Annotated in this window: 12 protein-coding genes; 2 read left to right on the forward strand and 10 right to left on the reverse strand. The window is 28.7% G+C overall.

Annotated elements, in window-relative coordinates:
• Nucleotides 1–22: 22 nt before the first annotated feature.
• From VLM92_RS08200 to lon, 5 genes are all read right to left on the reverse strand, one after another.
• Nucleotides 23–1,360: a GspE/PulE family protein gene (locus VLM92_RS08200; RefSeq protein ID WP_325275853.1), complete on the reverse strand. Its 1,338-nt coding sequence runs from the start codon at nt 1,358–1,360 to the stop codon at nt 23–25.
• The gene (locus VLM92_RS08205) at nt 1,353–2,033 is read right to left on the reverse strand and encodes a DUF881 domain-containing protein (RefSeq protein WP_325275854.1); all 681 of its coding nucleotides are present in this window, start codon (nt 2,031–2,033) and stop codon (nt 1,353–1,355) included. The genes VLM92_RS08200 and VLM92_RS08205 overlap by 8 nt, the downstream gene beginning before the upstream one ends.
• A 333-nt stretch (nt 2,034–2,366) precedes the next feature.
• Nucleotides 2,367–3,440 (reverse strand): PRK06851 family protein, encoded by a 1,074-nt coding sequence (locus tag VLM92_RS08210; RefSeq protein WP_325275855.1) that lies wholly within the window; start codon nt 3,438–3,440, stop codon nt 2,367–2,369.
• A gap of 233 nt (nt 3,441–3,673) precedes the next feature.
• Nucleotides 3,674–4,285: a ribosome biogenesis GTP-binding protein YihA/YsxC gene (yihA, locus tag VLM92_RS08215; RefSeq protein ID WP_325275856.1), complete on the reverse strand. Its 612-nt coding sequence runs from the start codon at nt 4,283–4,285 to the stop codon at nt 3,674–3,676.
• Nucleotides 4,285–6,633 carry an endopeptidase La gene (lon, locus tag VLM92_RS08220; RefSeq protein WP_325275857.1) on the reverse strand — a complete coding sequence of 783 codons (2,349 nt, stop codon included), beginning with the start codon at nt 6,631–6,633 and terminating at the stop codon, nt 4,285–4,287. The genes yihA and lon overlap by 1 nt, the downstream gene beginning before the upstream one ends.
• 173 nt (nt 6,634–6,806) lie before the next feature.
• Between lon and VLM92_RS08225 the strand changes: the two genes are divergently transcribed.
• Together VLM92_RS08225 and VLM92_RS08230 are read left to right on the forward strand one after the other, a co-directional pair.
• Nucleotides 6,807–7,325 (forward strand): chromate transporter, encoded by a 519-nt coding sequence (locus tag VLM92_RS08225; RefSeq protein ID WP_325275858.1) that lies wholly within the window; start codon nt 6,807–6,809, stop codon nt 7,323–7,325.
• Nucleotides 7,307–7,828 (forward strand): chromate transporter, encoded by a 522-nt coding sequence (locus tag VLM92_RS08230; protein WP_325275859.1) that lies wholly within the window; start codon nt 7,307–7,309, stop codon nt 7,826–7,828. The genes VLM92_RS08225 and VLM92_RS08230 overlap by 19 nt, the downstream gene beginning before the upstream one ends.
• Nucleotides 7,829–8,031: 203 nt before the next feature.
• Here the strand turns inward: VLM92_RS08230 and clpX are convergent, their stop codons facing one another.
• The 5 genes from clpX to VLM92_RS08255 all read right to left on the reverse strand — a co-directional run.
• The gene (gene clpX / locus VLM92_RS08235; protein ID WP_325275860.1) at nt 8,032–9,279 is read right to left on the reverse strand and encodes an ATP-dependent Clp protease ATP-binding subunit ClpX; all 1,248 of its coding nucleotides are present in this window, start codon (nt 9,277–9,279) and stop codon (nt 8,032–8,034) included.
• Nucleotides 9,280–9,298: 19 nt separating this feature from the next.
• The gene (clpP, locus tag VLM92_RS08240; protein ID WP_325275861.1) at nt 9,299–9,883 is read right to left on the reverse strand and encodes an ATP-dependent Clp endopeptidase proteolytic subunit ClpP; all 585 of its coding nucleotides are present in this window, start codon (nt 9,881–9,883) and stop codon (nt 9,299–9,301) included.
• A gap of 73 nt (nt 9,884–9,956) precedes the next feature.
• Nucleotides 9,957–11,243: a trigger factor gene (gene tig / locus VLM92_RS08245; protein WP_325275862.1), complete on the reverse strand. Its 1,287-nt coding sequence runs from the start codon at nt 11,241–11,243 to the stop codon at nt 9,957–9,959.
• Nucleotides 11,244–11,400: 157 nt separating this feature from the next.
• The gene (locus VLM92_RS08250; RefSeq protein ID WP_325275863.1) at nt 11,401–11,877 is read right to left on the reverse strand and encodes a metallophosphoesterase; all 477 of its coding nucleotides are present in this window, start codon (nt 11,875–11,877) and stop codon (nt 11,401–11,403) included.
• Nucleotides 11,877–12,259, reverse strand: a 383-nt coding sequence (locus VLM92_RS08255) for a non-canonical purine NTP pyrophosphatase (protein ID WP_325275864.1), incomplete at its 5' end; no start/stop codon positions are given. The genes VLM92_RS08255 and VLM92_RS08250, both read right to left, overlap by 1 nt.

The raw sequence follows: 12,259 nt of genomic DNA on the forward strand, positions 1-12,259 counted from the left end.
TTATTCTTTTAATGTAGTTATTTTAATTTTTAATTAGTTTTTTACTACTTTCTTCAAATGTTATCATCCCATTTTTTATTGCGATTTCTTTTATATCTTTAGAATCTCTCATTTCCTGGATACATTTTCTTATTTGATCATTTATTTCTAATATTTCATATATAGCTGTTCTCCCTATATAACCTTTATCTTTACACATTTCACATCCTTCACCTAATTTAGTATTTATATCTATTTCCATAGTATCTTTAATAATCTTATTTCTGTTGCACTTTGGACACATTTTTTTAACTAATTTTTGAGATATTATGCCTATAAGAGATGCATTTATAAGGTATGGCGGTACTTGCATATCTATTAATCTTGCAATAGATGATATAGCATCATTAGTATGTATAGTACTTATTACTAAATGACCTGTTATAGCTGCTCTTATAGCTATCTGAGCTGTTTCTACATCTCTTATTTCACCTATCATTATAATATCTGGATCTTGCCTTAATATAGACCTCAGTCCTATATCAAAACTTAACCCCGATTTATGATTTACTTGAATTTGACTTATGCCTTCCATTTTATATTCTACAGGGTCTTCGATAGTCATTATATTTTTATTTGTATTTCTTAAATCATTTAATATAGAATATACCGTTGTTGTCTTTCCGCTTCCTGTAGAACCTGTCACTAATAAAATACCTGATTTTTTATTTATTATATTCTGTATTTTATTTATTGCTTCAATACAAAAACCTAAGTCTTCTTTCTTTTTTAAAAATGTATTTCTGTTTAGTATTCTTAGTACTATCTTTTCGCCATACACAGTTGGTATACATGACGCTCTAATATCTATCAATGAATTATTAATACTTAGATTAACTCTGCCATCTTGTGGAACTCTTTTTTCTGTAATATCCATAGCTGTATCTAATTTTATTACAGACGATAAATATGGATATATATCCATTAAAAACCGAGCTATTTCATTTAATTCTCCATCTATTCTAAATCTTATTATTAAGTATTCTTCGAATGGTTCTATGTGTATGTCACTAGCATTTTTTGATATAGCTTTACTTAAAATTTCTTTGAATAAATTTTTAGCATAGCCCTCATCTAATTTATTTTCACCTTTATAATATTTATTTATTTTTTTAGTAATTGTATCCTTATCTCTCTTTTCTAAGACAATATCCATTCCCGTAGCTAACTTCAAATCACTAATAGCATATATATCTTCATTTTCTATTTCTATATGTAAGTTATTATCCTTTATTTCAATTGGAAATACATTATATCTTTTGGCTAACTTCTCTGGTATTAACTTAGTTAATCTGCTTTCTTGTAAAATTATTTTACTCACCCTTTATATACTCTAATTTATTTGGTAGATTCATTCTTTTCATATTTATATTTTCATCTACCTTAAGATTTAATTTTATAGGATAATTATTATCTATACTTCTTAAGTAATTGCTTTCTTTATCTACATATTTATATAACTCATATGTATTTCCAATAACCTTTATTTCATATGGTTGAGCAATTGGAATAGAATTTATATTTATATGGCTCCCAGCTAGAACTATTTCAGAATATTGATTTATTCTTTGTTCGTTTATAGATATGAATACTCCTCCATTGACTTTAACTTCATTTATGAGGTTCACTAATATCTTATTATAATCAATTAGATTTGCTATATTCCCTACATCTTCATTTATAGCATCTATCTTTATAACTATTCCACTACCACTAATATCGGTGTATGATAAATTTGATTTTAAGTCTTCTACCTGCTTTATATTTTCTATATCTTCATACTTATTTTTTAAATCTTCTAATTCATTTTCTACCTTTTTCTTCTCCTTATTTAATTTTTTGATCTCTTTATTAGTTGAATATATTTCTTTTCGTGTATATTTATCTTTACTTATATACATGTCATTTTTTCTTTCATATTCCTTCATCATCATACCAACAAATATTCCTACTATTGCACTCATTAGTATTATCAACACATGTCTATTTTTCATACCAATATACTCCCTGTTTTTGTATTTAAGTTTTAAATTTATAAATATCATATTTATTTTAATATTATTTACAATAAATATCTATCATAAAAAATAATTCATGAATTTAGTTAAAAAGATTAATATTTATATTATAAAGGTTTTATATTTAAATAATGACCTATAGATTTTAAATAATCTAACTTTTAATTTTAATAACAAAAGCTGTAGAATTTAGGATTAAATAAATCATACCTATCTCTACAGCTTATTATTGTTAATTTTATATAGCATTATAAAAATATTTAAATTTTACTGAAAAATTCATTCTGAAATATATTCTATCTAGTATATTTATTTTTCATATTTTAATATTCTTTTTACTAAATCAACTCTTAACGGTTCAATCTCATCAAATCTCATATTAGGAACATAATATGTTTCTATAACATCATGTTTAGCTTTTGCCTTTTTTAGATTATCAATAGCATATTCTATTAATTCGTCAAAAACCTTCTCGTCAAATTTTATTTCTTCTTCATACTTAGATAATTTTTCTTGATTTAAATATTTATTTAAGTCGATAGTATTTTTTCCTTCAAATAAACTACTCACCGTTATTCCTATATCTAAATCTTTAATTATTATCGTTTCTAATTTTTCTTTTATAAGTGGATAATGATATACTTCCACATACATTCCTTTTTTAACCGCTTTATCACAGATTGTTTGTAAAAATGTTGTTTTACCAGTTCCTATATTTCCGTTTAAATGATATATTTTAGATACTTTACTAAGAATACTATCTGTATAATCTAAATGCCCTACTGGAGTTATAGCCGTTCCAAATAAATGTCTTTCTTTTTTATAAATTCCTGTACTACTTGCATCTTTAAATAAATCATAAAGGAAATGTTCTGTTAATAAATTTACCTGACCAAAATCCATACAAGCTCTATATTTTTCTTCTATATCATAATATATAGGTTCCGCAGCCTTTAAAAATTTATATGCTCTTTTAAATGAATCATTTATGTCTTTTCCACACTCTACAATTTCTTTTCTATTTTTCTCCATATTTTCTAAATTCCAATAATCACCTAAGTTCACCACTTCATCTATCGCACCTGGATCTTTAGGATCAACAATATGAGGCGCTGTTCCGTCTAGCAACACCACTCCTAATTTCTTTATTACAACTCCATCTAAAGAACTTGGATCTGATGGACAATAGTGTAACTCAACTTCATATCCTTTATCTATAAACTCTTTTGCAATCTTTTTCATTAATGATGATTTACCTACTCCTGGACCACCTTTTAAACAAAAAATCCTATTTACGTTGCTTGGTATCATATATTCAAAAAAATTATATGGCCCATTTGCTGTATTGCCACCTGGGAATAATTGTACAACTTTATTTTCCATAATAAGTACCCCCTAAAGATTTATATTCTATTTTATTAGTATATTAATAAGACCTTTGTTTGGTTACTACCTAGAGTTTATTTTATGTGAAAAATTTAAATTTAATCATGTTGTATTAAAGCTATAAATTACATCAATTATTTTACCTTCTTACTAACTAAACCATTTTATTTACAAATTAATTTCATATTTGAAAAGGAGTAGCAAATAGCCACTCCTTTAAATATATATTACTAGTCTACAGTTATTTCATAACCATGCTCATTATATTGTCTGATTATTTCGTCCCATACTTCTTCTACCCCTGTTTTTTTAAGAGAAGATAATGGTATTACTTTTTCATCTTTTTCTAATTGTAATTTTTTTCTAATTATACTTATATGCTTTTGATATTGGCCTCTCGATATTTTATCTGCTTTTGTAGCTATTACTACACAGTTATATCCAAAGTGCTTTATCCATTCGTACATCATTACATCATCATTAGTTGGTTCATGTCTAATATCTACAAGTAAGAAAATAGAGCATAATTCCTCTCTATCTTCTAGATATCTCTCCATTATAGTTCCCCATTTGTCTTTTTCAGATTTAGCTATTTTAGCATATCCATAACCCGGAAGATCTACAAAGAAAAATTCTTTATTTATAAGATAGAAATTTATAGTTCTTGTCTTACCTGGTGTTTGACTTGTTCTAGCAAAATTTCTTCTATTTAGTAGAGTATTTACAGTTGATGACTTTCCTACATTTGATCTACCAACTAAAGCTATTTCTGGTATACCTTCGTCTGGGTATTGTGATTTATTTACTGCACTCATTGTTATTTCTGAGCTTCTAATTTTCATTATTTTTCACCATTCCTTAATAATGCATGTTCTAACACTTCATCCATATGTTCAACAAGCACAAATTCCATTTTTTCTTTTATATTTTCAGGTATTTCATCTAAATCTGCTTCACATTCTTTTGGAAGTAATACCTTAGTTATTCCTGCTCTATGTGCTGCTAATAGTTTTTCTTTAACACCACCTACAGCTAAGACTCTTCCTCTAAGAGTTATCTCTCCTGTCATAGCTATATTATTTAAAACAGGTATATTTGTTAATGATGATATAACAGCTAGTGCCATAGTTATCCCTGCTGATGGTCCATCTTTTGGCACTGCACCTTCTGGTATATGAATATGTATGTCATTATTTTTATAGAATTCATGGTCTATATTGAATCTATCAGCTATTGATCTTATGTAAGATATAGCAGTTTGAGCAGATTCTTTCATCACATCTCCTAACTTTCCAGTTAAAACAATTTGACCTTTTCCTTTAAGTACATTAACTTCTACTGTTAAAGTTTCTCCTCCAACAGATGTCCATGCAAGTCCAGTTACTAGCCCTACTTCTGGTTTAGAGCCTGCTAATTGATGTCTAAATCTATTTTTACCTAAATACTCATCTAAGTCTGATTTAGTTATTACAACTTCTTCTAAAGAAGGATTCTCAACATACTTCTTAGCAACCTTTCTGCATATTTTACCTATAGTTCTTTCTAAGTTTCTTACCCCAGCTTCTCTAGTATAAGAATTTATTATATCTTTTATAGTTTCATCATTCATTTTTATAAATTCAGACTTTAAAGCATGTTCTTTAATTTGCTTTGGAAGTAAATATTTTTTAGTTATGTTTAATTTTTCCTCTTCTATATATCCTGATACCTCTATTATTTCCATTCTATCTAGTAATGGTCTTGGTATAGTACTTAAACTATTTGCAGTAGTTACAAATAATATTTTAGATAAATCAAAAGGCATTTCTAAGTAGTGATCTACAAAGTCTTTGTTTTGTTCAGGGTCTAACACCTCTAACATTGCCGATGATGGATCCCCTTTGTAATCTGTAGACATTTTATCTATTTCATCTAGTAAGAATACTGGATTTTTAGTTTTAGCTTCCTTTATTCCATTTACAATTCTTCCTGGAATAGCTCCTACATAAGTTCTTCTATGTCCTCTTATTTCAGCTTCATCTCTAACTCCACCTAAAGATATTCTTACAAATTTTCTACCTAAAGAATTAGCTATTGATTTAGCTATAGATGTTTTACCAACTCCCGGAGGTCCAACTAAACATATTATAGGTCCTTTTAAAGATTTAGATAACTTTCTTATTGCTAGATATTCTAATATTCTTTCTTTAACTTTTTCTAAACCATAGTGTTCATTATCTAATATTTCCTTAGCCTTAACTATATCTAGCTTGTCTCTTGTTTCATTATTCCAAGGCAGAGAAAATACAGTATCTAAGTATGCTCTACTTACTGATAAATCAGGAGACATTGGAGATACCTTTGAAAACTTTTCTATTTCTTTAGCTATTTTTTCTTTAGTTTCTTTTGGAGCTTTTATTTTTTTAAGCTTCGCTCTATATTCGTCAGCTTCCGAATTTATATCTTCCTCTTCACCTAACTCTTTTTGTATAGCTTTTAATTGTTCTCTAAGGTAATATTCTTTTTGGACTTTGTTCATTTGCTTTTTAACTCTTAGAGTTATTTTTTTCTCGATTTTTAATATATCTATTTCTTCTAAAAGAATTGTATAAATAAGTTCTAGTCTTTTCTTAATATCAAATTCTTCTAATATTTGTTGCTTTTGTTCTGGTTTTAAGTATATATTTGCTGCTATAGTATCTATAAAACGATCTACATTGTCTATCTCAGCTAACGATATAAGTATTTCTGGTGAAACTCGATTACCTATGTTTATGTACTCTTCAAATGCATCAAATATATTTCTTACAAAAGCTTCAACTTCTACATCTTCCTCTGCATTTTCAGCATCAAAAACTATTTCATCTACTATCGTTTTAAAATATCCATCTTCTAACTTTATCTCTTTTGCTCTACCTCTTGAAATTCCCTCTACTAATACACGTACTGTTTCTCCTGGTAGCTTTATCATCTGCTTAACCTTACAGATTGTCCCAACATGATAAAAATCTTCTTCTGTAGGCTCATCAACTTCTGCCGCTTTCTGAGAAGTTAAAAATACTAATTCTTCGGCTGACATAGCTTCATCTAAAGCTTTAAGTGATACTTCTCTTCCTACATCAAAATTTAATATCATATATGGGAATATCGCTAATCCTCTAAGTGGAATTAACGGTAATTCATGTTCTATTTTAGTATAATTCTGTTCCACTAATATCACTCCTTAAAGTGCTAGATTTTATTGCTTTATATATTATATATTTACGAAACTTAATTTTCAACATTAATACAAACTTATTAGTATATTTTAGTCTTATTTTATTATGATATAATATGAATAGTAATATACTTACATATAATTTTAAAACTACGGAGGTTATATTAATGTTAAATTTATTTTTAACTTTTGTAAAGATTGGTACCTTTACATTTGGGGGCGGTTATGCTATGGTTCCTCTCATAGAAGATGAACTTGTATATAAACAAAAACTTTTAACTCAAGAAGAATTTATAGATTATTTATCTATAGCTCAAAGTTTCCCTGGTGTTATGGCTGTTAATATATCTGTTTTACTGGGTTATCGTCTTTATAAAATACCTGGAATTATAGTTTGTACTCTAGGTTCTATACTATCAGCATTTGTAATTGTTTTAGCCTTATCCTATTTATATTTTAATAATGGATCTTCTAAATTGCTTGATACATTTTTCAAGGGTGTTAGCCCTGTTGTAATTTCTCTTTTGCTTTATGCTTTTATCAATCTTTTCCATAAACTACCTAAATCAAAACAAAATATCCTGTTATTAATTATATCATTTATGTCAATTGGGGTATTTAATATAAGTCCTATTTACTTAATAATTGCAGGAGGTGCCTATAGCTTATGTATAAAACAATCCTAATTTTTCTTATATTTCTAAAAATAGGTGCTTTCAGTTTTGGTGGTGGCTATGCTATGTTACCATTTATTCAACAAGAATTTATAAATAAATATAGATTTATCTCAAATCAAGAATTCTTAGATTTATTAGCTTTATCTCAATCTACACCCGGTCCAATAGCTATCAACTGTGCTACGTTCGTTGGATTTAAAGTATCTGGTATATTAGGTTCTATTTTTGCTTCAATAGGGGTTATAATTTTTTCAACAATTGGATTAACTATAGTATCAAAATTATTTAATAAATGTAAAGATAATCCTAAAATAGAAAATCTACTTACTACCCTTAGACCTATAACCCTTGGATTTATGCTATCGGCTACTTTTTCATCAGCATTAAATATATCATGGGATTCATATGGAGTACTAGCTTTTTTGTCTTCTTTCTTTCTATTATACACGAAAAAAGTTGGCTCCATAGCTATAGTTTTTATTTATGGTATTATTGGTATAATATTTTTATAATATCTAAATAAATATAAATAAAATGATAATTTTAATTTATTTAAATAATCTTTAAAAAAGATCCCTATTATACTATTTAATTATCCGATTAAAAAAAGAAGTCTTTAAGACCCCCCTGTTAATTAACATTATATATTTTAAAAATCAAAAATCTATACTTTATAATTCAATTTAAAAAGGAGCCTTCAAAGCTCCTTTTTAAATTATGCACTTTCTTCTTGGTCTTTGAGTACTATAGCTGGTTGTGCCCCATCATCAACAGCTTCTTTCGTTACTATAACTTTTTTGATGTCATCTCTAGAAGGAACTTCAAACATACTTTCCATCATAGTATTTTCAACTATACTTCTAAGCCCTCTAGCTCCTGTGTTTCTTTCTATAGCTTTTTTAGCTATAGCACGAAGAGCATCTTCTTCAAATTCTAGTACAACATCATCTAGTTCTAACAATTTTTTATATTGTTTTACTAAAGCATTTTTAGGTTCTTTTAATATTCTCATTAAAGCATCTTCATCTAATAACTCTAAAGTAGCTATAACTGGAATTCTCCCTATAAACTCTGGTATTATACCAAACTTTAATAAGTCTTCTGGAAGAACTTGAGCATATATTTTTCCTAAATCCATTTCTTTTTTACTTTCTATCTTAGCACCAAATCCAAGTGTTTTTTCTCCACCACGTTTTTGGATTATCTTTTCTATTCCATCGAAAGCTCCTCCTAATATAAATAATATATTAGTAGTATCTATCTTTAAGAATTCTTGATGAGGGTGTTTTCTTCCACCTTGTGGTGGAACATTTGCAGTTGTTCCTTCTAATATTTTTAGAAGCGCTTGCTGAACACCTTCTCCACTAACATCTCTGGTTATAGATGGATTTTCAGATTTTCTAGCAATCTTATCTATCTCATCTATGTAAATTATACCTCTCTCAGCTTTCTCTACATCAAAGTCAGCTGCTTGGATAAGTTTTAAAAGAATATTTTCTACGTCTTCTCCAACATATCCTGCCTCTGTTAATGATGTAGCATCAGCCATTGCAAAAGGAACATTAAGAGTTTTCGCTAAAGTTTGAGCTAATAAAGTTTTTCCTGAACCTGTTGGCCCTAGTAAAAGTATATTACTCTTTTGTATCTCTATATCTTTAGTATTAACTTTCTTACTGTAGATTCTCTTGTAATGATTATATACAGCAACTGATAAGGCTTTTTTAGCTCTTTCTTGCCCGATTACATAATCATTTAAGATTTCCATCATTTCCTTTGGTTTTGGTAAAGATGTAGTATCCTCTTCAATAGTTTCATCTATTTCCTCTTGGATTATTTCATCACAAAGTTCAACGCATTCATCACATATATAAACATTTGGTCCTGCAATTAATCGTCTAACTTGCTCTTGGTTTTTACCGCAGAATGAACATTTTAACTGTCTTTTCTCTTCATATTTTGACATATTAAGCACCTCTTCCTATCTACGGTCTTTTTGTGATTACTTCATCGATTAAGCCATATTCCTTGGCATCACTTGCAACCATGAAGTTATCACGTTCAGTGTCCATTTGAATTTTTTCTAATGGCTGACCTGTTCTCTCTGATAGTATCTTATTTAAAGTTTCCTTCATTTTTATTATTCTTTTAGCGTGTATTTCTATGTCTGTTGCTTGACCTCTAGTTCCACCTAATGGCTGATGTATCATTATTTCACTATTTGGTAAAGCGAATCTCTTTCCTCTTTCTCCTGCTGCTAATAAAAATGCTCCCATAGATGCAGCCATTCCTATGCATATAGTACATACATCTGGCTTAATATATTGCATAGTATCGTAAATAGCCATCCCAGCAGTTATACTTCCTCCAGGTGAATTTATATATAAATATATATCCTTATCTGGATCATCAGCCTCTAAAAATAGTAACTGAGCTACTATAAGGCCTGCTGTGGCGTCATTTACTTCATCTCCTAGAAATATTATTCTATCTTTTAATAATCTAGAATATATATCGTACGATCTTTCTCCTCTTCCTGTTTGTTCAACTACTACAGGTACTAATGCCATGGATCATACCCCCTCTATATCTTCTATTTTTTTATATATAATTTACAGTAGCCTATTAGGCTACTGTAAAAAATTAAGCTATTATTGCATTGTCAACTAATAAGTCTATAGTTTTTCTTATTTTTACTTGCCCTTTTATATCTTCAACATCTGTTTCTCTTAAAGAAGCTTTTAACTTATCAACTTCCATATTGTACATAGATGCCATTTTTTCTATTTCAGCATTGAAATCTTCATCAGTAGCTTCTATCTTTTCTACATCAGCTATAGTTTCTAATACTAAAGAAGATTTTACTAATTTAGCTGCATCAGCTTTTCTTTCTTCTCTTAATTCATCTATGCTTCTTCCTGTCATTTCTAATAATTGTTGTAAGTTTAATCCTTGGTATTGTAATTGGTAGTTAAGCTCCATTAACATATTATCTATTTGATGTTGTACCATAGCTTCTGGAACTTCTACTTCTGTATTTGCAGCAACTTTCTCAACTATAGCATTTCTCATTTCAGCTTCTGCATTATTTTTAGCATCTGCTTCTAATTTAGCTCTTACGTCAGCTCTTAATTCAGCTAAAGTATCAAACTCACTAGTATCTTTAGCAAATTCATCATCTAATTGAGATAATTCTTTTACCTTTACATCATTTACTTTTACGTTGAATACAACTGGCTTTCCAGCTAAGTTTTCAGCATGGTATTCCGCTGGGAAAGTAACGTTAACTTCTACTTCTTCTCCTGCTTTCTTACCTATTAATTGCTCTTCAAATCCTGGTATAAATGTGTTTGATCCTATAGCTAAGTTATAGTTTTCACCTTTTCCACCTTCAAAAGCTACACCGCTTTCAAATCCTTCGAAGTCTATAACAGCTGTATCTCCATTTTCTAATGCTTTATCTTCTACGCTTACTAATCTAGCATTTTTATTTACCATTTCTTGTAGGTTTAATTCTACTTCTTCTTCACTTACATTATTATCTACTTTAGCTATTTCTATACCTTTGTAAGCTCCTAATTCGAATTCTGGTTTAACTTCAACGTTAACAACCATAACTAATCCATTGTCTTGACTTATTTCTTCAACGTCTAAGTCTGGTCTATCTATCGGATCTATGTTTAATTCCTTTATAGCTTCAGGATAAACTTCTGGGAATAGTATTTCTATAGCATCATTATAGAATATTCCTTTTCCATATTGAGTTTCTATAACAACCTTTGGAGCTTTACCTTTTCTAAATCCTGGTATGTTATATTTACCCTTGTTTTTGTTGTATGCTTTTGTTACTGCTGCTTCAAATTTATTATTATCTACAGTTATTTTTAAAGTCACTTTGTTGCCTTCTTTTTTAATTAATTCTGCTTTCATTGACTTAATCCTCCTATATCGTTATGTAATAATTTGTATATGGAATTTAAATCCATTATACTTATAGTTTAACTCTTTAATTATAGCACATAAGTTTTTTTATTTACAAGTGTTCCATTGATTTATGAGCCTCAGTTGCATTGCTTATAAACATATATTATAGTTTTATTTCTTGTATCTGTATTTTTTCATCTTCAATATCTAGTGTAACAAAACTTCTATATTTTACTTGTCTTGGAAGTGATACACTTCCTGGATTTAAATATAGTATTCCCTCTTCTTCTATACATAGAGGAGTATGAGTGTGTCCAAATATAACTATATCCGCATTCATAGACTTTGCTTTTGATTTTAGCATATCTATTCCATATTTCACATTCACACCATATTTATCTCCATGACATAAAAATATAGTCTTACCTTCTACTTCAAAAACTAATTCATCCTCTACATTATCAACGTCACAGTTTCCTCTAACTGCCATGACTCCTACATTTGTCATACTATGTATATACTTTGAATCCGAAAAATTATCTCCTGCATGAATTATTAAATCACATTCTTTTAAGTATGGTATAGTTTCATCGATGAATTTCTTCATCATATGTGTATCACTTACTACTCCTACTTTCATTATCTCACTACCCTTTTATTAAACTCACTTTTCATTAATTTTAGGGCATTAGCTCTATGGCTTATGCTGTTTTTTATAGTTGCTGGCATTTCTGCAAAAGTCTTATTATATCCATTTACTATAAATAAAGAATCATATCCAAATCCATTTTTACCTTTTTCCTCAAATCCTATAGTACCTTCACAAGTTCCTCTAACTACAAATTCTTTTCCATCTGGGAATACCACAGCTATTGCTGAAACAAATCTTGCTGTTCTTTTACTTGCAGGAATATTACTTAAAGACTTAATTAACTTTTGTCTATTTTCTTCATCAGTTGCATTTTCTCCTGCAAATCTAGCAGAATACACGCCAGGTTTTTTTCCTATAGCATCAACTTCTA

The sequence above is a fragment of the Romboutsia sp. genome (genome assembly GCF_035470145.1).
Taxonomy (GTDB): Bacteria; Bacillota; Clostridia; order Peptostreptococcales; family Peptostreptococcaceae; genus Romboutsia_D.

Bases quoted from the DNA above. Each gene is read 5' to 3' on its own strand.
- VLM92_RS08205 (WP_325275854.1), bottom strand. From the start codon at position 2,033: ATGAAAAATAGACATGTGTTGATAATACTAATGAGTGCAATAGTAGGA.
- VLM92_RS08210 (WP_325275855.1), bottom strand. From the start codon at position 3,440: ATGGAAAATAAAGTTGTACAATTATTCCCAGGTGGCAATACAGCAAAT.
- yihA (WP_325275856.1), bottom strand. From the start codon at position 4,285: ATGAAAATTAGAAGCTCAGAAATAACAATGAGTGCAGTAAATAAATCA.
- VLM92_RS08225 (WP_325275858.1), top strand. From the start codon at position 6,807: ATGTTAAATTTATTTTTAACTTTTGTAAAGATTGGTACCTTTACATTT.
- VLM92_RS08230 (WP_325275859.1), top strand. From the start codon at position 7,307: ATGTATAAAACAATCCTAATTTTTCTTATATTTCTAAAAATAGGTGCT.
- clpX (WP_325275860.1), bottom strand. From the start codon at position 9,279: ATGTCAAAATATGAAGAGAAAAGACAGTTAAAATGTTCATTCTGCGGT.
- clpP (WP_325275861.1), bottom strand. From the start codon at position 9,883: ATGGCATTAGTACCTGTAGTAGTTGAACAAACAGGAAGAGGAGAAAGA.
- tig (WP_325275862.1), bottom strand. From the start codon at position 11,243: ATGAAAGCAGAATTAATTAAAAAAGAAGGCAACAAAGTGACTTTAAAA.
- VLM92_RS08250 (WP_325275863.1), bottom strand. From the start codon at position 11,877: ATGAAAGTAGGAGTAGTAAGTGATACACATATGATGAAGAAATTCATC.